The organism is Brevundimonas sp. ABV4_179, assembly GCF_056311945.1.
The window spans coordinates 353,995-375,598 of record NZ_CM149976.1 but is presented as its reverse complement, the minus strand read 5'-3'; the positions used below and the strand labels follow the sequence as shown (position 1 = coordinate 375,598).

Genomic DNA, 21,604 nt, shown 5'->3' with positions numbered 1-21,604 from the left:
GATCACCTATAGCGCGTCCAGGCCGTAGGCCGAATGCAGGGCGCGCACGGCCAGTTCGGCGTAGGCGGCGTCGATCAGGACGCTGATCTTGATTTCCGAGGTCGAGATGGCCTGGAATTTGACCCCCTTGTCGGCCAGGGCCTTGAACATGGTCTGGGCCACGCCCGCATGGCTTCTCATGCCCACGCCCACGACCGAAACCTTGGCCACGTCCTCGTCGACGCGGATTTCCTCGAAGGGCAGGTCGCCCTGGGCCGCCTTCATGATGTCGGCGGCGCGCACGGCGTCGCGGCGGCCGGTGGTGAAGGTCAGGTTGACGGTACCTGCGGTCCGCGCCTGGCTCTGGACGATCATGTCCACGTTCACATTGGCCTCGGCCAGGCGGGTGAAGACGTCGGCGGGGGCGTCGACGCGATCCGACAGTCCCAGCAGGGTGATGCGGGCCTCGTCGCGGCTCATGGTCACGCCGGACACGATGCGTTTTTCCACGATCTCCTCCTCGTCGCAGATCAGGGTGCCGGCCTCGTGGGGCAGGGCGCCGTTTTCGTCAGGTTCGATAAAGCTGGACAGCACGCGGACCGGCACCTGTTTGGCCATGGCGAGCTCGACCGAGCGGGTTTGAAGCACCTTGGCCCCCAGGGAGGCCATCTCCAGCATCTCCTCGAAGGAGACGCGGTTCAGTCGGCGGGCGCGGCTCTCGATGCGCGGGTCGGTCGTATAGACGCCGTCCACGTCGGTATAGATGTCGCACGGGCATTCCAGCGCCGCCGCCACCGCCACCGCCGACGTGTCGGAGCCGCCGCGGCCCAGGGTGGTGATCTTGCCGTCGGTCGTCACGCCCTGGAAGCCGGGGATGACGGCGATCTCGCCCGCGTCCACTGCGGCGCCCAGCGTCTCGCCCGGAATGTCGATGATGCGGGCGCGGGCGTGGGCGTCGTCGGTGATGATCGGCACCTGCCAGCCCATCCAGGAGCGGGCGTTCAGACCCATGTTTCGCAGGGTCATGGCCAGGAGACCCGACGTCACCTGCTCGCCCGAGGCGACCACCACGTCATATTCGTCGTCCGACAGCGGCAGCCCCGCGCCGGCGGGGCCGGCCCCGTCGGTCCAGGCGACCAGTTCATTGGTCTTGCCCGCCATGGCCGAAACGACGACGGCCACCTTCTTGCCGGTCGCGGCCTCTGCGGCGACGATGCGCGCCGCACGACGAATGCGTTCGAGGTCGCCCATGGAGGTGCCGCCGAACTTCATCACCAGTCGTGTCGTGTCGGGCCGCGTCATCGTGGCGTTTCGCCCCCTGCTTGCGTGAAAGGCCGCAAAGGTTCATCCCTCGCGTCATGACCGCTTCTAACGGCGCCGCCTCGCCTCGCCTACCCCGTTCGGGGCAGGGTTTTTCGCAAAATTCGTCGGAAGGCGCGTTCGGCGCATCGATCGACCCCGCCGACGTGGCCCGCTTCTCGGCCCAGGCGGCGGAATGGTGGGATGCGAGGGGACCGTTCGCGCCGTTGCATCGGTTCAATCCGGCGCGGCTGAAGCTGATCCGCGAACAACTGTGCGTCAGGCTGGGCCGCGACGCCGGCGCGATCCGACCGTTCGAGGGGCTGACCCTGCTGGACGTCGGCTGCGGCGGGGGACTGATCGCCGAGCCGATGCGGCGGATGGGATTCGAGGTCTCGGCCATCGACGCCTCCAGTGAGAACATCGGCACCGCGCGCGCCCACGCCGACATGGTCGGCCTGGATATCGCCTATCGCGCCGCCACGGTCGAACAGATCGAGGCCGAAGGCGCCGGCCCGTTCGATGTCGTGCTGACCATGGAGGTGATCGAACATGTCGCCGACCCGGAAAGCTTCGTGCGCGCCTGTTCGCGCCTGGTCCGGCGGCGCGGGGTGATGATGGTCGCCACCCTGAACCGAACGCTGAAGTCCTTGGCCCTGGGCAAGGTTGCGGCGGAGTACATCCTGCGCTGGGTTCCGGCCGGGACGCACGACTGGCGCCAATTCCTGAAGCCCGACGAGATCCGCGCCATGCTGGCCGCCGAGCCGGTGACGGTCGAAGGCCCCTATGGGTTGAACTACGACCCGCTGAACGACCGCTGGAGCCAGTCCGACGACGCGGGCATCAACTATATGATGGTCGTGACGACAGGCGCATGACCGGCGTTGTTCTGACCGGCGGTCCAGGCTCGGGCAAGACCACCTTGCTCGAGGCCTTGGCGCAGGAAGGATATGCGGTCGAACCCGAGGCCGGGCGGGCCATCATCCGCCAAGAACGGGACAGGGGCGGCGACGCGCTGCCGTGGCGGGATCGCGCCCTGTTCGCCCGAAAAATGCTGGACCACGACGTCGCCGCACACGGTCGCAGCCGAACAAGCGCCAGGCTGACCTTTCATGATCGCGGCGTGCCGGATGTGGTCGGCTATCTGACGCTGTGCGGCCTGCCGATCCCGGAGGACATGGATCGGGCCGCTCGGGCGCTGCGCTATCATCGCAAGGTCTTCATCGCCCCGCCCTGGGCCGAAATCTTCGGCCAGGATGCGGAACGACGGCAGGATTTCGATGAGGCCGAACGGACCTTCGCCGCCATGGTCGCCGTCTATCCAAGCTACGGATACGACCTCGTAGAATTGCCGAAGGCGACCCTCGTCGAGCGGGTCGCCTTCGTTTTGGATCAGCTTGATGCGGGCTTGACCTAGACCTTCTGCGCCCGGCTTCGGGTCCAGGCGTAAAGGCCGAACACCGCCGCCGCGAAGCCGACGATGCCCGCCAGCATGGCCGGCCAGGCCGAACCGGCCGGCAGCATGGCGAAGGGCGCGTCGTCCCTGGTGGCCACGATGACGCCGGCGGTGAAGACGCCGAACAGGCTCTCGCCCACGATCAGGCCCGACGCCAGCAGCACGCCCATCCGACGCGCCACGTCGGCGTAGCGGGTGCTGGAGACGGCCTTGTCATAGACCCAGCCGCAGACCGCGCCGATCACCAGCATGGTGGTCGCGGCGGCCGGCAGATAGAAGCCGATGCCGACGGCCAGCGGCGGCAGTTTGACCTTGCCGTTCGTGGCCTTGGAGACCACGGCGTCCAGCACGATGATGATCACGCCGATCACCGCGCCCAGGCCGATCAGGTCCCAGCGCAGGTCGCCGCCGATGACGCCGCGCGCCAGGGCCGAGATCAGGGTGGCCTGGGGCGCCGCCAGGGTCTTTGCGCCTTCGACGATGGCGGGCGGGCCGCCCTCGAAGCCGAAGGCCTGGTTCAGCAGGTTCAGGATGAAGGGAATCACCAGGGCGCCCGCGCCGACGCCGACGATCAGCGCGACCTGCTGGCGCCACGGCGTGGCCTCGACCAGCTGGCCGGTCTTCAGGTCCTGGAGATTGTCGTTGGCGATCACGGCCACGGCGAAGACCACCGCCGTCACGATCAGGGCGAAGGCGATGATCGACGGGTCGGCCGGCACGCCCGCGATGGCCATGACGCCCAGCATCAGAAGCGAGGCGATCACCACGGCCAGGATGCCGACGCCCGACACCGGGCTGTTCGACGAACCGATCAGACCGGCCATATAGCCGCAGATGGCCGCCACGGCGAAACCGATCAGCACCACATAGACCAGGCCGCCGATCACCAGCAGCGGGGTCGAGGACGCCAGAGCCGGCGCGCTCTGGGCGAACCAGGCCAGGAGGCCGGCGATGCCGACCAGGCAGGCGACCGAAACCGCCCCGACCAGCTTGATCGGCAGGTCCTGTTCGGTCAGGTCCAGAACCTCGCCGTGCGAGCGGCGAGCATTGGCGGCGAGCGCCGAGGTCAGGCCGCCGATCAGCGGCCCGGCCAGCTTGATCAGGGTCCAGATCGCCGCCACGCCGATGACGCCGGCGCCCATGAAGCGAACCTCGCGCGCCCAGACGGTGGTGGCCAGCTCCTCGGCCGGGACGCCGGCGGGCAGGGTCGAGGCGATGGAGGGGATGCCGTGCGCCGTCAGCCAGGCGATGGTGTCCGGGCTGGTCAGGATCGGCACGGCGATGGCCCAGGCCAGCACCAGGCCGAACAGTTGCGCCAGGCCCACGGTCAGGCCGATCAGATGGCCGGCGCCGAGAAGCGCGAACTGCATCCCGAAGCCCATGCCGGTCGCGCCGCCGCCCAGGGCGGCCGGCAGCTTGAAGAACTTGGCCGCCTCGCCGGCGAACACCCGGCCGGCCACCAGAAGGGCGTAGCCGGCCGAGACCACGGCCCCGGCGACCACGACCCAGAGACCCGACTTGTTCTCGCGCACCGCGCTTTCGGTCTGTTCGGCCCCGCGCGAGCCGACCTTCAGCACCTCGGCGGCGGCGACGCCTTCGGGGTAGGGCAGGCCGCCGTTGACGACCAGCGCCCGACGCAGCGGGATGGAGAAGGTGACGCCCAGCACGCCGCCCAGTATGCAGATGGCGACCGACTGCCAGAACGGAAACTCCAGCCACCAGCCGATCATCACCAGACCGGGCAGGACGAAGATGATCGAACTCATGGCCCCGCCGACCGAGGCCACGGTCTGGACCGTCATATTCTCCCAGATGGTCGAGGTGCGGAACGCCCGCAACACGGCCATGGAGATCACCGCCGCCGGAATGGCCGAGGCGAAGGTCAGGCCGACCAGCAGGCCCAGATAGGTGTTGGCCGCGGTGAAGATCACCGCCAGCAGGCAGCCCAGCACCAGGGCGCGGAGCGTCAGTTCAAGCCGGCCCTTCGGGGCGGCGGAGGCGTCTGTCATCGAAGGGTTCCCACGTTCGGCGGGACCGTAAGCGCATTATGTCGCAGGCGGCAACAGGTCTCGCGGGTGGGAATGCAGCCGCTGTCTCGCCTTGGCCTCGCCGCGCGAGCGAGCTACCACGCCTTCATGCCCGAACTTCCCGAGGTCGAAACCGTCCGACGCGGCCTGACGCCGGTGCTGGAGGGCGCGCGTCTGTCGCGCGTCAGGATCAACCGCCCGGACCTGCGCTTTCCCTTCCCCGAGCGGTTCGTGGAGCGGCTGGAGGGCGCGACCGTGCTGCGGATCGATCGTCGTGCCAAATATCTCCTGATGCCCCTGTCCACCAACGAGACCTGGATCACGCACCTGGGCATGACCGGCCGCTTCACCCTGGACGGGACGTTGCTGGGCGAGTTCGAGGAGGCGGCGCCCATCGCCGGCAAGCATGAGCATTTCAGCGGCTGCGCCATCCGCGACGGCTCGGCGACCCGCATCGGCTACGCCGACGCCCGCCGGTTCGGCTTCATGGGCCTGATCGCGACCGAGCAGATCGAGACCCACCCCTGGTTCGCGGCCCTGGGGCCGGAGCCTCTGGGCAACGGTTTTTCCGGCGCCCATCTGGTCGAGGCCTTCGCGGGCAAGATGCAGACCATCAAGGTCAGTCTGCTGGACCAGCGGATCGTCGCGGGCCTGGGCAACATCTATGTGTGCGAGGCGCTTTACCGCGCCCGTATTTCGCCCCTGGCCAAGGCCGGATCGGTGTCCAAGACGCGGCTGGAACGGCTGGCGGGCGAGGTCCGCAACGTGCTGAACGACGCCATCGCGGCGGGCGGCTCGACCTTGCGCGATTTCGCCAACGCCGAGGGCGGCCAGGGCTATTTCCAGCATCGGTTCGACGTCTATGGCCGCGAGGGCGAGCCGTGCCGGGGCGAGGGCTGCACCGGCGTCGTCGCCCGCATCGTCCAGGGCGGCCGCTCCACCTTCTACTGCCCCAGTTGCCAGAAAAAATAGGCCGGAAAGGTTCGACCCATGCGCAAGATTCATCTCTGGATCAGTCTGGTGGTCGGCGTCCTGGTCTGGGGCGCCTATTTCGTCCACTTCGCTCAGGGGATGCGCGCCGGCGATCTGAGCGGCCTGATCTGGTGGTTCGTGGCGGCCGTGGCCATCGCCGCCGTGGCCGAGGCCGCCGCAACCGGCTTGATCGCGCGGCTGTTGCGTCGGCGTTGCCGCGTGCTGGACGACGGGCCGACGCTCCAGGCGGCGTTGAAGGCGGGTCATGTGGCCCTGATGCTGCTGGTCGGCCTGATCCTGATCTCGGCGCTGATCCTGGCCCTGTCTTCCGTCTTCGGCTGGACGCTGGACCTTTCGGGCGCGCGCGGCCAGGTGATCGCCGCCAATCTGCTGCTGGCCATGGTCGTCATGGTCGAACTGGCGCGCGCCGCCCTGACCCTGGCGCTGATGCCGCGCCGCTAGCGGGTCTCGCCTCGCGCCTGTATGACCGCCGTAGAAGGAGACCGACCATGTCCGACGCCTATTCCAACCTGCTGATCGAGCGCCACGAAGACGGCTATGCGGTGGTGACCCTGAACCGGCCCGAGGCGCTGAACGCCTTGAATTCGGCCCTGTTCAAGGACCTCGCCGACTTCCTCGACAGCGTCGAGCATGACGACAGCGTGCGCTGCCTGATCCTGACAGGCTCGGGCGAGAAGGCTTTCGCCGCCGGCGCCGACATCAAGGAGATGGCGGATCAGACCTACGCCCAGATGTACACGGCCAACTATTTCGCCCTCGGCCACGACCGCGTCACCCGGTTCAGGAAGCCGATCATCGCGGCGGTGAACGGTTTCGCCCTGGGCGGCGGGTGCGAACTGGCCATGCTGTGCGACTTCATCGTCGCCAGCGACAAGGCCAAGTTCGGTCAGCCCGAAATCAATCTCGGCGTCGCCCCCGGCATTGGCGGATCGCAGCGCCTGACCCGTCTGGTGGGCAAGTCCAAGGCCATGGACATGGTCCTGACCGCCCGCATGATGGACGCGGCCGAGGCGGAACGCGCGGGTCTGGCCTCGCGCGTCTTCCCGCACGAGACCCTGCTGGACGAGACGCGCAAGATCGCCGCCCGCATCGCTTCGCAAAGCCCGCTGGCGGTCATGGCCAACAAGGAGATGGTCAACGCCGCGCTGGAGACCACCCTGACCCAGGGCGTCCAGTTCGAACGCCGACTGTTCCACTCCCTGTTCGCCTTTGAGGACCAGAAGGAAGGGATGTCCGCCTTCGTCGAAAAGCGCAAACCCGAGTTCAAGGGGCGCTAGACGTCAACCGATCGCCGTGATCGGGCGTTAGGCGGGAATGATGAGCCGTCTGTTCGCCGCCTTCGCCGCCTGCCTGTTCCTGGTCGTCCCCGTCGCTGTCCAGGCCCAGCCGCAGACAGCGCCCGCGCCGGCCTTCGCCTCCGACCGGATCATCGTGGAGACGCGCGGATCGGGGCCGGACGTGGTCTTCATTCCGGGGCTGGGATCGACGGGCGCGGCCTGGCGGTCGACGGCGGATCGGTTGGACGATCGCTACCGGGTGCATCTGGTCACGCTGCGCGGCTTTGGCGGCACGGACATCCAGGGCAACGCCACGGGCGGCCTGGCCGGCCCGGCGGCCGCCGAAATCGAACGCTACATCCGCCAGCAGGGGCTGGTGCGTCCGGCCCTGATCGGTCACTCGCTGGGCGGCCAGATCGCCCTGCGCGTCGCCGCCGACATGGGCGACGGCGTCAGCCGGGTGATGGTGGTCGATTCCTCGCCCTTCTTCCCGTCCCTGGTCGATTCTCGCGCCACCTCGGCCCAGGTCGAGCCGCTGGCCCGGCTGGGCTATCAGGCCCTGCTGCTGTTCGGCGACCAGGCGTTGAAGAGCCAGGCGGCGACGCTGGGCGTGGACATGGGTCTGGCCGGGGACATGGTGTTTCAGGGGCTGGGGCTTCAAGGCGGAGATCGCCGCGTCCTGGCCCAGGGTCTGTACGAAGCCCTGACCGTGGACCTGAGGCCGCGCCTGTCGCAGATCACGGCGCCGGTGACGGTGGTTTATGGCTGGACCCGCGATCCAGAGAACCCGCGCAACCGGCTGGAGGGCCTATATCGCTACGGTTTCCAGGGCCTGCGCCAGCCGCCCCGGTTCGAGCGGATCGAGGGTGCGGGGCACCAGGTCATGATCGAACAGCCGGGACCGTTCCTGTCGGCGGTGCGACGCTTCCTGTCCTGATCTTAGGGCTTGAGAGCCTCGATCACCACGCCTTCCGTCAGCAGTTGCGGCAGGATGTCCGGTTCGGCGCGGCCCGGCCGATAGACCAGATAGAGCGGCACGCCCGAGCGGCCGTGCGCCTGAAGCTCCCGCGTGATGGCGTCGTCGCGGCGCGTCCAGTCCCCGACCAGATAGATGGCGTTCGCCTGTTTCATCGCCTGGGCCACGCGCGGCGACGAGAGGGCGGCGCGCTCGTTTATCTTGCAGGTCACGCACCAGTCGGCTGTCAGATTGACCAGCACTGGCCGCCCTGCCGCCGTCGCCTGGGCGACCGCCGCTTCGGACCAGGGCTGGGCGTCCAGCGCACCGTCCTCCCTGCGAGGTCCGATGTCCGCCGTCCGCGCCGCGCCGGCTGCGGCGCCGGCTAGTCCCAACGCCAGCACCCCCGCGATGGTCGCGCAGGTCGCCGCCATCACAGGCCGTCGGCCGCTCTGACGCGCGTCCTGCGCTATACCCGCCAGCCAGGCGGCGAAGGCCAGCAGCAGCGCGGCCGTCAGCAACAGGCCCAGGGCGTTTACGCCGCCCTGCTTCGTGAACACCCAGACCAGCCATAGGGCCGCGCCATACATGGGAAAGGCCAGCACGCCCTTCAGTCGCTCCATCCAGGCGCCGGGCCGGGGCAGGCGCGACAAAAGCCCGGGCGACAGGCTGATCGCCAGATAGGGCAGGGCAAGGCCCAGCCCCAGCATCAGGAACACCGCCAGCGCCAGGGGCCAGGCCAGCACCAGGGCCGCGCCCAGGGCCGCCGCCATGAAGGGGGCGGTGCAGGGTGCCGCCACCACCACGGCCAAAACGCCGGTGAAAAAGGCGCCGGCCGCGCCGGGCAGGCGCGACAGAGGCCCGGAACCAGCGCTCTGCAACCCCGCCCCGATATGGAAGACGCCCGACAGGTTCAGTCCGACCAGCAACATGACCAGGGCCAGCGCCGCCACCACACCCGGCGACTGCAACTGGAAGCCCCAGCCGATGGCCTGGCCGGCCGCCCGCAACGCCAGAAGCGCGCCGGCCAGCGCCAGGAAGCTGATCACCACCCCGGCGGTGAAAGCCAGGCCGTCCCGGCGCGCGCGCCGCGGATCGTGCGCCGCCGCCGACAGCGAGGCCGCCTTCATCGCCAGCACCGGAAAGACGCATGGCATCAGGTTCAGCACCAGCCCCCCCAGCAGGGCCAACCCCAGGGCCCGGACAAAGGTCCAGACGCCGCCGCCCGGCGGCCTGGCGTCGGCGTCCGCAAGCGGGGACAGGCCGCCGCGACCCTGGGCGCCGGGCAGGGGCGGGCCGGGGCGCGCCTCGATCTCCCACGCGCCCTTGTCGGTCGCCAGAACGCCCGACAAGGCGGCCTCCGCCCCGCGCTTTCCGGGGGCAAGGCCCAGGGTTAGGCCATCGGGGCCGACATGGCCGGTCTGGGCCGCCGCATGGTCGATGCGGTCGCCGTCATAGGGAAAGAAATAGGCCCGGCCGACATCGCCGCCCGCCAGCGGTCCACCGGTGGCGGTCAGGGTCAGCCGGTCGCCCTGGGCGGTCAGACGCGCCTTGATCCCGGCCGGGCGCGGCGCGGTCTCGACCAACCGTTCGATCTCGGGGCCCCAGGATCGGGCCAGGGGGGCCGCGCCGTCGCGCACCGGCAGGGCCAGCGACAGGGTCATGGGCTGGGGCACGCACATCTGGTCGCTGCACACGAGAAACAGCGCGTCCGTCGTCAGGGTCAGGATTTCGCCGGGCCGAGCCGAGGCCGGGGCATGGATCGGCACGGGCAGCAGCACCTCGCCCGAATAGCCGTAGTTCATCAGGCTCATCAGCCGCTGGCGGCTGGGCAGGGGCCACAGGATGGGATCGGCCGTGACGCCCTGGGGCAGGGTCCATGTCAGGCTGGTGGCCCCGCCGGAATCGCCGGGATTGCGCCAATAGGTGTGCCAGCCGGGCGCGATCTTCTGGCGCACCGCCACGACGGTGGTCGATCCCGGCGCGACCCATTGCGACATCGGGACCAGTTCGGCCTCGATCCGCTCGGTCCGCTGCGGGCCGAAGGCGATCTGGCCGGACGCCGGCCCGGCCATAGGCTGGGCCTGTGCCGAGACGGCCGTCAGAAGCAGAGCAAGGCCGAGGACGAAGGCGAAGGGTCGCACGCGCAGTTTCCGACAGGGAAGAAGGCGCGCAACCTAACGTCTTGCGCGCCGCTCGGCCATCGCTGGTCCGTCCTCCGCGTCGATCAGCGCGGATAGGCCTCGTAGACGACCTCGGCGCGACGGCGCAGCGGCTCGTCCTTGCCCGAGGCGGTCACGGCGCCCGCATCGCCCGCCGCGCTCAGTTCAAAGATCGGCGCCGGCAGCCCCGCCTCGGTCAGGGCTGCGACAACGGCTCGCGCGCGACGTTGCGACAGGGTCAGATTGGCCTCGGCCGCGCCCGTGGCGTCGGCCAGGCCCATCACGCGCACGCGGCGCACGTCGCAATCCTTGGCCTTGGCCGCCGCCGCGCGCAGGACCATGGCCGCCGGTTCGGTCAGCCGCGCCTGATTCTCGACGAAATAGATGTCGAACCGACCTGGCGTGCACAGCGATTCGCCCACCACCAGGGCGGTGCGTTTCGGCGTCGGCGCGCACGCCGCCACGATCCCCGTCGCCAGGATCGCCGCAGCCGCCAGTCCTTTTGCAAATCCGATAGGTCGCATCATCTCAGCCCTCCCGCCGGCGAACCGGCCCTTTACGCAAAAGAGGCGGCCTGTCCGTGGACAAGCCGCCTCTTCAACCTAGCGCCGGTCGGCGAGTTCCGCGACCGACAAGTTTTCAATAGCGATCAATAACGACGCTGACCGTTGTCCCAGTAGCACTCGTCCTGGCGGTTGTCGTAGCAGTAGTAGTAGCGACCTTGGCTGTCGCGATAACGCTGCTGGTTGTTGCGGTCCTGGTTGGAGCCGCGGATGGCGCCCGACGCGCCGCCCAGAGCGCCGCCGATCAGGGCGCCGGTGGCTGCATTGCCGCCGCCGACGTTGTTGCCGATGATGGCGCCGGCGACCGCGCCGAGGCCGGCGCCGACGGCGCCTTGGCGAACAGTCTGGTTCGGGCCGCTGTTATAGCCGTAAGGGTCGCTGGCGCAGGCCGAAGCCAGCAGGCCGGCGCCGGCAATCGCGATAATCGCCTTGTTCATGGTGAAATCCTTTGTCCCTGGGTGTCTGCCCCTGAGGTCCGAAACGTGATGTCGCGGCATAGGTTCCGCAGCGAAAGCGAAATATGGCCACGCTTGTTCGGAACGGGCGCGGCCACGGGGCGTTCGGCCGTCATGAGCGCTCCATCGACCGAAATCTCGACCCCGCAGCCCGACGCCGAGGCGCGATCCCTCACGCCGCACGCGCCGCTTCGCCATGCGGTGGTCCTGGTCAATCCGCTGTCCGGCAGCGTGGGGCCGCGCGCGGCCGGCGAGGTCGAGGCGATCATGGCCGACTACAAACTGGAGGCCCAGGTCGTCACCCTGGAGGGCGGCGGCTTCGACGAGGCCATCGCCGAGGCCTTCGCGGCCAAGCCTGACGTGATCTTCGTCCTGGCCGGCGACGGCACGGCGCGCTCGGTCGCGTCCAAGGCCCGGCCCGACGGCCCCATGATCGCCCCCCTGCCGGGCGGGACCATGAACATGCTGCCCAAGGCGCTTTACGGCACGGCCGACTGGAAACTGGCGCTGAAGCGGGCGCTGGAGGAGGGCGAGGCCCAGCCGGTGTCGGGGGGCGAAGTGCAGGGCGAATATTTCTATTGCGCGGCCATCCTGGGTTCGCCGGCCCTGTGGGCGCCGGCGCGCGAGGCCATGCGGACCGGCAAGATCAAGCTGGCCTGGCAGTATGGACGCCGCGCGCTGAAACGCGCCTTCTCGGGGCGGCTGCGCTTCACGCTGGATGGCGGCGAAAAGCGCCGAACCGAGGCTCTGGTCCTGATCAGTCCGATGATCTCCAAGGCGATGGAGGATCCTATCGGACTGGAGGCGGCCGCCATGGATCCCAGCGACACGACCCAGGCCTTCCGCCTGGCCGCGACGGCGCTGTTCAGCGACTGGCGCCAGGATCCAGCCGTCTCGACCCGCCCAGCGAAACTGATCGAGGTGCGGGCCCGCTCCAAGATTCCGGCGGTTATCGACGGCGAGCCCCTGCTGCTGAAACCCGACGCCGTGGTCCGCTTCGTGCCCAAGGCCTTCAAGGCCCTGGCGCCCAAGCCCCCCTCGGCCGAGGACAGCCTCTGATGGGCCGCGTTCTTCAGTTCTCCGACGTCCATTTCGGCTGCGAGCACAAGAAGGCGTGCGCCGCCGCCCTGGATTACGCCCACGCCACGCCCAACGACCTGGTTCTGATCACCGGCGACATCACCCAGAAGGGCTATCCCGACGAGTTCAAGGCCGCCGGCGCCTGGATGCGCGCCATGCCCGAGCCGCGCTTCGTCATCGTGGGCAATCACGACGTGCCCTATTGGGACGCCGTGGCGCGTGTCTTTCATCCGTGGCGCGCCTTCGAGACCGAGACCGGCTTTCCCGCCCATGACGGCCAGTTCCGCAGCGATGCGGTCATGGTGCGGGGCGTCGTCACCGCGCGCGGCTGGCAGGCGCGGCCCAACTGGTCCAAGGGCGTCATCGACCTGGACCAGACGCGCCGCGCGGCCGAGGCCCTGCGCCAGGCGCCCATCGGCGCGCTGCGCATCCTGGCCTGCCACCATCCGCTGATCGAAATGGTCGGCACGCCGATGACCGGCGACGTCAAGCGCGGCGACGAGGCGGCCCTGATCTTCGCCGAGGCGGGGGTCGATCTGATCATGACGGGCCATGTCCATGTGCCCTTCGCCATGCCGATCCCGCTGGCGGATCACTGCTCCTATGCGGTGGGATGCGGAACCCTGTCGCATCGCGAAAGGGGCGCGCCGCCAGGCTTCAACCAGATCGACTGGGACGCCAAGGCCATCACGGTCACGGCCCTGGCCTGGGATGGCGCCAGCTATCGGTCGCACCAGGTCTGGCGCCTGCCGCGCCGCCAGGACACCCGCAAGGCCGCGACGGCACCCAGCCCGGTCGAGCCGGGCGCACTGGAAAAGGCGGCGGTTTGAGACTGTCTCCTCCCCATTTCATGGGCAGGTGGCGCGGCGCGCCTTCGCGCCGCGACGCAGGGGGGCTTTGCCGCATCGCGGGCGCCTGTTGAACTTCGCGAGCCCCTCCACCACGCTTCGCGTGGTCCCCCTCCCCACAGGTGGGGAGGAGACTTGTCCCTATCGGAACGGCGGCTCGTCGAAGGCGCGAAGCTTGCGCGAATGCAGCCGCGGGCCTTCGTTCCGCAGCAGGTCCACGGCCTGGATGCCGATCTGAAGGTGTTCGGAGATCGAACCTTCGTAGAAGCGGTTGGCCTGGCCTGGCAGTTTGATCTCGCCGTGCAGGGGCTTGTCGGACACGCACAGCAGCGTCCCGTAGGGCACGCGGAACCGGTACCCCTGGGCGGCGATGGTGGCGCTTTCCATGTCGATGGCGACGGCCCGGCTCTGGTTGAAGCGCAGCGCCGATTTGGAATAGCGCAGCTCCCAGTTCCGATCGTCGGTGGTGACCACCGTGCCGGTGCGCAGGCGCAGCTTGACCTCGTCGCCCGGCATGCCGCTGACCGACTTGGTGGCGTCGTACAGGGCGCGCTGGACCTCGGCGATCGAGGGGATGGGGATGTCCGGCGGCAGGACCGCGTCCAGCACATGGTCGTCGCGCAGATAGGCGTGGGCCAGCACATAGTCGCCGATGGTCTGGCTGGCGCGCAGGCCGCCGCAGTGACCGATCATCAGCCAAACGTGCGGGCGGGTGACGGCGAGGTGATCCGTGATCGTCTTTGCGTTCGAGGGCCCGACGCCGATGTTGACCAGGGTCACGCCCTTATGGCCCGGCGCGGTCAGGTGATAGGCCGGCATCTGGTGCTTCTTCCAGGCCGTGTCGCTGATCGCGGCCTCGGGGTTTGGCGTGTCGCGCGTGATGACGACGCCGCCGGCGCAGGACAGGGTTTCGTAGGGACTGTCCCGCGTCTGCAGCTGTTCGATGGCCCAGCGCACGAACTCGTCGACATAGCGGTTGTAGTTGGTGAACAGGACATAGGACTGAACATCGTCGACCGGCGTGCCGGTGTAGTGTTTCAGCCGCGCCAGCGAGAAGTCCGTCCTGAGACCGTCGAAGTGCGACAGGGGAAAGTCGCCGCCCATCTCGAACAGACCGTCCGCGATCTCGTCGCCGATATGGGCCAGATCCGTGGTGGGGAACCAGCGCGCCAGTGCGGCCGTCATCGATCGGTCCAGCGCGACCTCAAGACCGTCGGTTACATAGGGAAAAGGGATTTCCTGACGCGACACGCCGACTTCGAAGGTGGCGTTATACTCCTGCTCCAGCAGGCCCAGCTGTTCGGTCAGATAGGGCCGGAATAGGTCAGGCCGCGTGATGGTGGTGGCGTAGCTGCCCTGTTTCGACAGCCGAGCGTAGGCGCGCGGCTCCAGGTCCTGGGGACGATCCCCGTCCCAGCGGATGCGAAGTTCGGGATAGGCGAACACCCCTTCGGCGCGTTTCAGCGGATCGGGCCGCGCGCCGGTGTTGACGAAATCCCGCACGGCCTCGCGCAGGTTGGTCACGGATTGGGTGTAGAGGGTTTCGAGGCGGTCCAGCGCCGCCTGTGCTGTCATCTGTTCTGTCATGACTTCCTCTAGCGAAGCTTCTTGGCTTTGGCGAGGCGCCCGCCGTTCAAACCCGATTTCGTTGCATTGCAGCAATTTATGACAGGGCTGCGGTTGCGGAGGGCGGCGTGGGGGCGCATCTGGCCCGAATGTCCACTTCCCTCGCGTCAGCGCCCGCCAAGAAGGAGCTCGGCTTCGTCGAGTTCGTCTGTCTTATCGCCCTGATGATGGCGCTGAACGCCCTGGCCATCGATTCCATGTTGCCAGCCTTGCCGCATATCGGCGACGACCTGGGCGTGGCCAACGCCAACAGTCGCCAGTGGGTGGTCACGGCCTATCTGCTGGGCTTTGGCGGGGCGCAGCTGATCTATGGTCCGCTGGCGGATCGGTTCGGACGCAAGCCCGTGTTGCTGGTCGGGGTAGGCCTCTATGTGGTGTTCAGCCTTCTGGCGACCCTGGCGCCGACCTTCGACATGCTGATCCTGGCGCGCATCGGCCAGGGGCTGGGCAGCGCCTGCACCCGCGTTCTGGCCGTCTCCATCGTGCGTGACCGCTACGAGGGCCGCACCATGGCGCGGGTCATGTCCTTCAGCTTCCTGGTCTTCCTGGGCGTGCCGATCCTGGCGCCGTCCATCGGTCAGATGATCATGCTGGTCGGCCCGTGGCGGTGGATTTTCGCGGGGCTGGGCCTGGTGGGCGTGGGCCTGATCGTCTGGGCCTGCTTGCGTTTGCCCGAGACGCTGAAGCCCGAGGATCGGCTGCCGATCCAGATGCGTCGCCTGGCCTCGGCCTACAAGGTCGCCGTCACCGACCGCACGGCCGTCGGCTATACGCTGGCCATGACGGCGATCACCGGGGCGCTGTTCGGCTTCATAAACTCGTCCCAGCAGATCTTCGCCGACGTGTTCGACGCCGAGGCGGCCTTTCCGGCCGTCTTCGCCCTGATCGCGGGCGGCATCGCCGTGGCCTCGCTGGTCAACGCCCGGCTGGTGGTCAGGCTGGGATCGCGCAGGATTTCGCACACCGCCCTGATCGGCTTCACCGCCATCTCCGCCGTCCACGCCGTCGTGGCGATCAGCGGCCATGAATCGATCTGGACCTTCGCGGTGCTGCAGACCCTGACCATGTTCTGTTTCGGGCTGATCGCCGGCAACTTCGGCGCCATGGCCATGGAGACGATGGGCCATATCGCCGGCACCGCCGCCTCGATCCAGGGCTTCGTCTCCACCATCGCCGGCTCCCTCTTGGGCTTTGCGGTGGGCCAGCAGTTCAACGGCACCACGGTTCCGATGGCGGCGGGCTTCACCCTGTTCGGCCTGGCCGCCCTGGGGTGGGTCCTGTTCGCCGAGCGCGGGCGGTTGTTCCGGGCGCACCATTCGGCGCCGGCCTGATCGGGCATGGCCCAGACTTGATCTTTTCGGCGTTTCCGCGCGTTGTCCGGCCAATCGTTACGGTCAGCCCAGGAAAATCCCGATGAAGCGCAAAGCGCTCGGCCTCGTCTCCGCCCTCGCCCTCGCCGCCGCCCTGGGGGTCAGCGCCTGCTCCACCACGTCGGGCGGCGCGTCCCTGGCCCCGCCCGCCATCGCCCCGGCGCCGGGCCCGGAAGCGGTCGACAGTCACACCTACGCCCGGCCTGAGATCGCCCGCGTCGTCGATGTGGCGCTGGACCTGACCGCCGACTTCCAGGCCAAGACCCTGGCGGGCACGGCGACCCTGGACATCCTGGCCATCCCCGGCGCCAACGAGGTGATCCTGGATATCCGCAACCTGGACATCCAGGACGTGCGCGACGCGGCGGGACAGCCGCTGCGCTTCGTGGTCGGCGAGAACGACGCCATCAGGGGCCAGCCCCTGACCGTCTATTTCCCGGCCTTCACCGCCAATGAACGCCGCAAGATCACGATCCGCTATTCGACCCGGCCCGACGCCGCGGCGCTGCAATGGCTCAGCCCGGCCCAGACGGCCGGCGGCCAGAAGCCCTATTTGTTCAGCCAGGGCCAGGCGATCCTGACCCGCACCTGGGTCCCGACCCAGGACAGCCCCGGCATCCGCCAGACCTATTCCGCCCGCATCACCGCGCCCGCCGACCTGACCGTGGTCATGAGCGCGGATCACCTGACGCCCAATGGCGAACCGGCCGGAAACGGCATGAAGACCTGGCGCTTCCGGATGGACAATCCGATCCCGCCCTATCTGATCGCGCTGGGCGTCGGCGACATCGCCTTTGCGCCGTTCGACGGCCGCACCGGGGTCTGGACCGAGCCCAGCCGCCTGCGCGCCGCCCAGTGGGAGCTGGAGCCGACCGCCCAGATGGTGACGGCGGCCGAGAAGCTGTATGGCCCCTATCGCTGGGGCCGCTACGACCTGCTGGTCCTGCCACCCTCCTTCCCGTTCGGCGGGATGGAGAACCCCAAGCTGACCTTCGCAACCCCGACCATCATCGCCGGCGACCGGTCGCTGGTGTCGTTGGTGGCGCACGAACTGGCGCACTCCTGGTCAGGCAATCTGGTGACCAACGCGACCTGGAACGACTTCTGGCTGAACGAAGGCTTCACCGTCTATTTCGAGAACCGGATCATGGAGTCCGTCTACGGTCACGACCGGGCCATGCAGGAGCAGGTTCTGGGCTGGGACAGCCTGCAGGACACGCTGAAGTCGCTGCCGGCGGCGGACACCCGCCTGCATCTGGACCTGAAGGGCCGCGATCCCGACGACGGCATGAACGACATCGCCTATGAGAAGGGCGCCCTGTTCCTGCGGACCATCGAGCTCACCGTCGGGCGGGATCGGTTCGACGCCTGGCTGCGCGGCTACTTCGACCGCAACGCCTATCGCCCGATGACCACGGCCATGTTCCTGCAGGACATCCGCGACAATCTGATCAAGGGCGACCCTGCGCTGGAAAGCCAACTGCAGATGGACGCCTGGGTCTATCAGCCCGGCCTGCCGTCCAACGCCGTCGCGCCGGTGTCCCACGCCTTCGAGCCGGTGGATGCGGCCGCCGTCGCCTTCTTCAAGAACAAGGGAGCGGCCTCGGCCATTCCGTGGACGGACTGGAACACCCAGCAGCGCCAGCGCTTCCTGGGCTGGCGTCCCGACGGCCTGCGAACCGGCGCTGACTGGCTGACTAATGCACAGCTGGCCGATCTTGAGCGGACGCTGAACCTGTCGAACGAGGGCAATGCCGAACTGACCTTCGCCTGGCTGCAGATCGCCCTGGCCCATCGCTATCAGCCGTCGGTCGCCACGGCCGAGACGTTCCTGACCAGCCAGGGCCGCCGCAAGTTCGTCCTGCCGCTGTTCCAGACCCTGTGGAACGAAGGCGACTGGGGCCGCCCGATCGCCCGCCGCATCTACGCCGAGGCCCGTCCGCTGTATCACCCGGTCACCAGCGGCTCTGTCGACCAGCTGGTCGGTCGTCCGTAAGCCTAGAGGTCCACGACCGCCACGCCGGTTTCCTCCGCCAGCCGTTCCGCCAGGACGGCGCGGTGGCAGCCGGCGTGGTCGGCCTCGAAGCACAGCAGGGCGACGGGTTTGTCGGCCGCCAGCGCCTTCAGCCGCTCGTACTCGATCTGGGCCTGCGGCTCGGCGAGGTGACCGGCGAAGATGGCGCGCATCTCGTCGACACGGCCCTTGCGCGCCGCATCTCGTCCGGCCTTGGGCGTGCCCAGGCCGCGCAGGTGGAGGTAGTCGATCCCTTCGGCCTTCAGGCTTTCGCCCAGGATCGTCTTGGAAAAACCGGCGCGGCGCGAGGCGGCGACGGCGCGGACATCGATCAGGGTCTGGACCCCGGCCGCTTTCAGCCGCGCGATCACCTCCGCCTGGGTCGCGCCCTCGTAACCAATGGTGAAAAGCTTCATCGGCCTCAGATGGGCGGCCGCCGGTAGAACGCCAGCGTGGCCGTGAAGGCCCGCGTTGCGGTGCGGCGCCCTATCGTCTATCCCGCCGACACGGATTTCGACAGGAGCTTTTCCCATGGCTGACCTCGCCCCCGGCGTCGTGACTCTCTTCGGAGGGTCGGGCTTCATCGGGTCGCAGGCGGTGCGCGCCCTGGCGCGGCGCGGCTGGCGCATCCGCATCGCCGTGCGCAACCCGGTCCTGGCCATCGAGATCCAGCCGCTGGGCGATCCCGGCCAGATTCAGTTCATGCGCTGCGACGTCACCAACCCGGCGGAGGTGGCCGCCGCCGTGCGCGGCGCGGACGCCGTGGTCAATCTGGTCGGCGTCCTGCATGACGCGGGCGGCAAGCGCGGCTTCGACGCCGTCCACACCCAGGCGGCCAAGACCATCGCCGAGGCGGCCAAGGCGGCGGGCGTTCAGCGTCTGGTCCAGATGTCGGCCATCGGCGCCGACGCCGCCAGCCCCTCGGCCTATGGCCGCACCAAGGCCCAGGCCGAGCAGGCGGTGCGCGCCGTTTATCCCGATGCGGTGATCCTGCGTCCGTCGCTGGTGTTCGGCGCCGGCGACGGCTTCCTGAACCGCTTTGCGTCCATGGCGACGATGTCGCCCTTCCTGCCGTTGATCGGCGGCGGCGACACCCGGTTCCAGCCGGTCTATGTCGGCGATGTCGCCGAGGCGATCGCGCGCGGCGTGACCCGCGCGGACGCCGCCGGCCGCACCTATGAACTGGGCGGGCCGAGCGTCTTCACCTTCCGCGAGGTGTTGGAGCTGGTGCGGCGCGAGACGGGCCGTGACCGGATGCTGGTCTCTTTGCCCTTCGCGGTCGCCAAACCTCTGGGTTCGCTGCTGCAGCTGAGCCGGTTCGTCGGCGTCACGCCGCCGCTGACGCGCGATCAGGTGCTGATGCTGGAGCGCGACAATGTCGTGGCGCCCGAGGCTCTGGGGCTGGCGGCGCTGGGCGTGGATCACGCCACCGGCATGGCGGCCATCGCCCCCTCCTATCTGTGGCGCTACCGCGTCGGCGGCCAGTTCGCCGAAGCCCCGGCGCACTGAGCGGACTGCGGATCAATCCCCATCCGATGGGGCCGCAGGCCGCGTTTCGCCGCCTGCGGGACTTCGCGTGCGGGAACAAAGAGTGCACAGCTTAAGGATGCCGGCCACGCAGCCCCAATTCTTCCCGATGCAGACGCCTGACCTGAACGACGCGCGGGCCCTGCTGTCGCGCGTCTGGGGTCACGCCGATTTCCGGGGGCTGCAGGGTCAGGTGGTCGAACAGATCCTGTCCGGCGGCGATGTGCTGGCCGTCCTGCCGACCGGCGGCGGAAAGAGCGTCTGTTATCAGATCCCCGCCATACTGCGGCCCGGCCTGGGGCTGGTGGTCTCGCCCCTGATCGCCCTGATGACCGATCAGGTCGAGGCGCTGAAACAGCAGGGCGTGGCGGCGGCCCGGCTGGATTCGGGGGTGTCGCTGGACGAGCGTTCGGCCATTTGGGCGGCCGCGCGGTCCGGTGAACTGGACCTGCTGTACGTCTCGCCGGAAGGTCTGGCGGCGGGGGCCATGATGGATCGCCTGGCCGAACTGCCGCTGAGCCTGATCGCCATCGACGAAGCCCACTGCGTGTCTCAGTGGGGCCACGACTTCCGCCCCGACTATCGCAATCTGGGCCTGCTGGCCGAGCGGTTCCCGAACACGCCCCGCATCGCGGTGACGGCGACCGCCGACGCCCGCACCCGCGACGACATCCTTCGCTCGCTGCGGCTGGAGGAGGCGCAGGTCTTCGTCGACAGTTTCGCGCGTCCGAACCTGCAGCTTTCGGCCGAACGCAAGGAGAGCGCGTCGCGCGCCAAGACCGATGCGCGGGTCATCGAACTTGTACGCGAGCGGCGCGGCAAGTCGGGCGTGGTCTATTGCGGCAGCCGCGACGGCTGCGACCGCGTGGCCCAGGCGCTGCGTGACGCCGGAACCAAGGCCATCGCCTATCACGCCGGCATGGAAACGCGCGAACGCGACAGGCGGCTGGAGCGGTTTTTAGCCGAGGAGGGCGCCGTTATGGTCGCCACCATCGCCTTCGGCATGGGGGTGGACAAGGCCGACGTCCGCTTCGTCATCCACGCCGATCCGCCCGGTTCGCTGGAGGCCTATTGGCAGGAGATCGGGCGGGGCGGGCGCGACGGCGAACCGGCCGAGGGCATCACCCTGTATGGCCCGTCCGACATCGCCTGGTCGCTGCGTCGGCTGGACAGCCGCCCGATGGCGGAAGAGGTCAAACAGGTTCAGGTGCGCAAGACCCGCCAGCTGTTCGCCATGCTGGACGGCGCCGTCTGTCGGGCCCAGGCCGTGCGGCGATACTTCGGCGAGCATGACGCCCAGCCCTGCGGCGTCTGCGACATCTGCGGCGACCCGCCCCAGCTTTATGACGCGACCGTCCCGGCCCAGAAGGCCCTGGCGGCGGTGCAGCGGCTGGGCGGTCGGTTCGGGCGCAACCGGGTGGTCGATCACCTGACCGCCCGCACCAAGGACGTGCAGCCCTGGGAGCAGCAGCTGTCCACCTGGGGCATCGGGCGCGACATCTCCCTGACCTCATGGCGCGAGATCGTCGACCATCTGCTGTTCGAAGGTCTGCTGGCCGAGGATCCCAATGATGGCAAGCCTCTGGTCGGGCTGGGCGATCCCGAGGCGGTGCGCGCCGTCTATCGGGGCGAACGTCAGATCGAGGTGCGTCGCGCGCCGTTGAGAGCCGATACGGCGCCGCGCCGTCGCGACCGTTCCGGCGAGGGGCGCAATGCGGCGCTGGAGACGATGGACGCCGACGTGCGCGCCCGGTTCGAGGCCCTGCGCGCCTGGCGCCGCGACCGCGCCTCGGAGCAGCATGTCCCGCCCTATGTCATCTTCCAGGACAAGACCCTGCTGGAGATCGCTTATGCAGAGCCGGGCGACCTGAACAGTCTGGGCGCCATTTCCGGCGTCGGCCAGTCGAAACTGGACCGCTACGGCAAGGGCGTGCTGCAGGCGCTGAACGCTCTGTAGCGACAGTCTCTCGTCG

Annotated in this window: 19 protein-coding genes; 12 read left to right on the top strand and 7 right to left on the bottom strand. The window is 68.8% G+C overall.

Going from position 1 to position 21,604, the window contains the following annotated elements; genetic code table 11:
* Nucleotides 1-6: 6 nt before the first annotated feature.
* Nucleotides 7-1,281, bottom strand: coding sequence for an aspartate kinase (locus tag ACYX4P_RS01830; RefSeq protein WP_248120069.1), 1,275 nt, complete (start codon nt 1,279-1,281; stop codon nt 7-9).
* Nucleotides 1,282-1,337: 56 nt separating this feature from the next.
* On the opposite strand from ACYX4P_RS01830, the gene ubiG reads away from it, so the two are divergent.
* Together ubiG and ACYX4P_RS01820 are read left to right on the top strand one after the other, a co-directional pair.
* Nucleotides 1,338-2,156 (top strand): bifunctional 2-polyprenyl-6-hydroxyphenol methylase/3-demethylubiquinol 3-O-methyltransferase UbiG, encoded by an 819-nt coding sequence (gene ubiG / locus ACYX4P_RS01825; protein ID WP_248120071.1) that lies wholly within the window; start codon nt 1,338-1,340, stop codon nt 2,154-2,156.
* Nucleotides 2,153-2,695 carry an AAA family ATPase gene (locus tag ACYX4P_RS01820; RefSeq protein WP_248120073.1) on the top strand — a complete coding sequence of 181 codons (543 nt, stop codon included), beginning with the start codon at nt 2,153-2,155 and terminating at the stop codon, nt 2,693-2,695. Before ubiG ends, ACYX4P_RS01820 begins: the two co-directional genes overlap by 4 nt.
* Here the strand turns inward: ACYX4P_RS01820 and ACYX4P_RS01815 are convergent.
* Nucleotides 2,692-4,743 carry an OPT family oligopeptide transporter gene (locus tag ACYX4P_RS01815; RefSeq protein WP_248120075.1) on the bottom strand — a complete coding sequence of 684 codons (2,052 nt, stop codon included), beginning with the start codon at nt 4,741-4,743 and terminating at the stop codon, nt 2,692-2,694. The two genes, ACYX4P_RS01820 and ACYX4P_RS01815, sit on opposite strands and share 4 nt — an antisense overlap.
* Nucleotides 4,744-4,869: 126 nt before the next feature.
* Between ACYX4P_RS01815 and mutM the strand changes: the two genes are divergently transcribed.
* The 4 genes from mutM to ACYX4P_RS01795 are packed head-to-tail and all read left to right on the top strand — an operon-like array spanning nt 4,870 to nt 7,968.
* Entirely contained in the window at nt 4,870-5,733 is an 864-nt protein-coding gene (gene mutM / locus ACYX4P_RS01810; protein WP_248120077.1) for a bifunctional DNA-formamidopyrimidine glycosylase/DNA-(apurinic or apyrimidinic site) lyase, read from the top strand.
* Nucleotides 5,734-5,751: 18 nt separating this feature from the next.
* The gene (locus tag ACYX4P_RS01805) at nt 5,752-6,195 is read left to right on the top strand and encodes a hypothetical protein (protein ID WP_248120079.1); all 444 of its coding nucleotides are present in this window, start codon (nt 5,752-5,754) and stop codon (nt 6,193-6,195) included.
* A gap of 47 nt (nt 6,196-6,242) precedes the next feature.
* Complete coding sequence (locus tag ACYX4P_RS01800) at nt 6,243-7,031, top strand: enoyl-CoA hydratase-related protein (protein WP_248120080.1); 789 nt, start codon at nt 6,243-6,245, stop codon at nt 7,029-7,031.
* A gap of 40 nt (nt 7,032-7,071) precedes the next feature.
* The gene (locus ACYX4P_RS01795; protein WP_248120082.1) at nt 7,072-7,968 is read left to right on the top strand and encodes an alpha/beta fold hydrolase; all 897 of its coding nucleotides are present in this window, start codon (nt 7,072-7,074) and stop codon (nt 7,966-7,968) included.
* Nucleotides 7,969-7,970: 2 nt separating this feature from the next.
* Here the strand turns inward: ACYX4P_RS01795 and ACYX4P_RS01790 are convergent, their stop codons facing one another.
* The 3 genes from ACYX4P_RS01790 to ACYX4P_RS01780 all read right to left on the bottom strand — a co-directional run bounded on the left by ACYX4P_RS01790 (nt 7,971) and on the right by ACYX4P_RS01780 (nt 11,148).
* The gene (locus ACYX4P_RS01790; RefSeq protein ID WP_312570580.1) at nt 7,971-10,130 is read right to left on the bottom strand and encodes a protein-disulfide reductase DsbD family protein; all 2,160 of its coding nucleotides are present in this window, start codon (nt 10,128-10,130) and stop codon (nt 7,971-7,973) included.
* An 83-nt stretch (nt 10,131-10,213) separates the two neighbouring features.
* Nucleotides 10,214-10,675 (bottom strand): OmpA family protein, encoded by a 462-nt coding sequence (locus tag ACYX4P_RS01785; protein ID WP_248120084.1) that lies wholly within the window; start codon nt 10,673-10,675, stop codon nt 10,214-10,216.
* 122 nt (nt 10,676-10,797) lie between these two features.
* Nucleotides 10,798-11,148, bottom strand: a complete 351-nt coding sequence (locus tag ACYX4P_RS01780) for a YMGG-like glycine zipper-containing protein (protein WP_476070181.1) — start codon at nt 11,146-11,148, stop codon at nt 10,798-10,800.
* 132 nt (nt 11,149-11,280) lie between these two features.
* On the opposite strand from ACYX4P_RS01780, the gene ACYX4P_RS01775 reads away from it, so the two are divergent.
* Nucleotides 11,281-12,225: a diacylglycerol/lipid kinase family protein gene (locus ACYX4P_RS01775; protein WP_248120086.1), complete on the top strand. Its 945-nt coding sequence runs from the start codon at nt 11,281-11,283 to the stop codon at nt 12,223-12,225.
* Complete coding sequence (locus ACYX4P_RS01770; protein WP_248120089.1) at nt 12,225-13,076, top strand: metallophosphoesterase family protein; 852 nt, start codon at nt 12,225-12,227, stop codon at nt 13,074-13,076. Before ACYX4P_RS01775 ends, ACYX4P_RS01770 begins: the two co-directional genes overlap by 1 nt.
* Nucleotides 13,077-13,235: 159 nt before the next feature.
* Here the strand turns inward: ACYX4P_RS01770 and ACYX4P_RS01765 are convergent, their stop codons facing one another.
* Nucleotides 13,236-14,681 carry an AMP nucleosidase gene (locus ACYX4P_RS01765; protein WP_248120090.1) on the bottom strand — a complete coding sequence of 482 codons (1,446 nt, stop codon included), beginning with the start codon at nt 14,679-14,681 and terminating at the stop codon, nt 13,236-13,238.
* Between the two features lie 128 nt (nt 14,682-14,809).
* Between ACYX4P_RS01765 and ACYX4P_RS01760 the strand changes: the two genes are divergently transcribed.
* Nucleotides 14,810-16,051, top strand: a complete 1,242-nt coding sequence (locus ACYX4P_RS01760; protein WP_248120092.1) for a multidrug effflux MFS transporter — start codon at nt 14,810-14,812, stop codon at nt 16,049-16,051.
* A gap of 82 nt (nt 16,052-16,133) precedes the next feature.
* Nucleotides 16,134-18,086, top strand: a complete 1,953-nt coding sequence (locus tag ACYX4P_RS01755) for a M1 family metallopeptidase (RefSeq protein ID WP_248120094.1) — start codon at nt 16,134-16,136, stop codon at nt 18,084-18,086.
* A gap of 2 nt (nt 18,087-18,088) precedes the next feature.
* On the opposite strand, the gene ACYX4P_RS01750 is transcribed toward ACYX4P_RS01755, so the two are convergent.
* Nucleotides 18,089-18,637 carry a DUF488 domain-containing protein gene (locus ACYX4P_RS01750; protein ID WP_313431431.1) on the bottom strand — a complete coding sequence of 183 codons (549 nt, stop codon included), beginning with the start codon at nt 18,635-18,637 and terminating at the stop codon, nt 18,089-18,091.
* On the opposite strand from ACYX4P_RS01750, the gene ACYX4P_RS01745 reads away from it, so the two are divergent.
* Together ACYX4P_RS01745 and recQ are read left to right on the top strand one after the other, a co-directional pair.
* Nucleotides 18,636-19,613 carry a complex I NDUFA9 subunit family protein gene (locus ACYX4P_RS01745; RefSeq protein WP_248120110.1) on the top strand — a complete coding sequence of 326 codons (978 nt, stop codon included), beginning with the start codon at nt 18,636-18,638 and terminating at the stop codon, nt 19,611-19,613. The genes ACYX4P_RS01750 and ACYX4P_RS01745 overlap by 2 nt on opposite strands.
* 97 nt (nt 19,614-19,710) lie before the next feature.
* The gene (gene recQ / locus ACYX4P_RS01740) at nt 19,711-21,588 is read left to right on the top strand and encodes a DNA helicase RecQ (protein WP_248120112.1); all 1,878 of its coding nucleotides are present in this window, start codon (nt 19,711-19,713) and stop codon (nt 21,586-21,588) included.
* Nucleotides 21,589-21,604 lie beyond the last annotated feature (16 nt).

Excerpts from the sequence above, each read along its gene's own strand:
- ACYX4P_RS01830 (WP_248120069.1), bottom strand. The coding sequence starts at position 1,281 with ATGACGCGGCCCGACACGACACGACTGGTGATGAAGTTCGGCGGCACC.
- ubiG (WP_248120071.1), top strand. The coding sequence starts at position 1,338 with ATGACCGCTTCTAACGGCGCCGCCTCGCCTCGCCTACCCCGTTCGGGG.
- ACYX4P_RS01820 (WP_248120073.1), top strand. The coding sequence starts at position 2,153 with ATGACCGGCGTTGTTCTGACCGGCGGTCCAGGCTCGGGCAAGACCACC.
- ACYX4P_RS01815 (WP_248120075.1), bottom strand. The coding sequence starts at position 4,743 with ATGACAGACGCCTCCGCCGCCCCGAAGGGCCGGCTTGAACTGACGCTC.
- mutM (WP_248120077.1), top strand. The coding sequence starts at position 4,870 with ATGCCCGAACTTCCCGAGGTCGAAACCGTCCGACGCGGCCTGACGCCG.
- ACYX4P_RS01805 (WP_248120079.1), top strand. The coding sequence starts at position 5,752 with ATGCGCAAGATTCATCTCTGGATCAGTCTGGTGGTCGGCGTCCTGGTC.
- ACYX4P_RS01800 (WP_248120080.1), top strand. The coding sequence starts at position 6,243 with ATGTCCGACGCCTATTCCAACCTGCTGATCGAGCGCCACGAAGACGGC.
- ACYX4P_RS01795 (WP_248120082.1), top strand. The coding sequence starts at position 7,072 with ATGAGCCGTCTGTTCGCCGCCTTCGCCGCCTGCCTGTTCCTGGTCGTC.
- ACYX4P_RS01785 (WP_248120084.1), bottom strand. The coding sequence starts at position 10,675 with ATGATGCGACCTATCGGATTTGCAAAAGGACTGGCGGCTGCGGCGATC.
- ACYX4P_RS01780 (WP_476070181.1), bottom strand. The coding sequence starts at position 11,148 with ATGAACAAGGCGATTATCGCGATTGCCGGCGCCGGCCTGCTGGCTTCG.
- ACYX4P_RS01775 (WP_248120086.1), top strand. The coding sequence starts at position 11,281 with ATGAGCGCTCCATCGACCGAAATCTCGACCCCGCAGCCCGACGCCGAG.
- ACYX4P_RS01770 (WP_248120089.1), top strand. The coding sequence starts at position 12,225 with ATGGGCCGCGTTCTTCAGTTCTCCGACGTCCATTTCGGCTGCGAGCAC.
- ACYX4P_RS01765 (WP_248120090.1), bottom strand. The coding sequence starts at position 14,681 with ATGACAGAACAGATGACAGCACAGGCGGCGCTGGACCGCCTCGAAACC.
- ACYX4P_RS01760 (WP_248120092.1), top strand. The coding sequence starts at position 14,810 with ATGTCCACTTCCCTCGCGTCAGCGCCCGCCAAGAAGGAGCTCGGCTTC.
- ACYX4P_RS01755 (WP_248120094.1), top strand. The coding sequence starts at position 16,134 with ATGAAGCGCAAAGCGCTCGGCCTCGTCTCCGCCCTCGCCCTCGCCGCC.
- ACYX4P_RS01745 (WP_248120110.1), top strand. The coding sequence starts at position 18,636 with ATGGCTGACCTCGCCCCCGGCGTCGTGACTCTCTTCGGAGGGTCGGGC.
- ACYX4P_RS01750 (WP_313431431.1), bottom strand. The coding sequence starts at position 18,637 with ATGGGAAAAGCTCCTGTCGAAATCCGTGTCGGCGGGATAGACGATAGG.
- recQ (WP_248120112.1), top strand. The coding sequence starts at position 19,711 with ATGCCGGCCACGCAGCCCCAATTCTTCCCGATGCAGACGCCTGACCTG.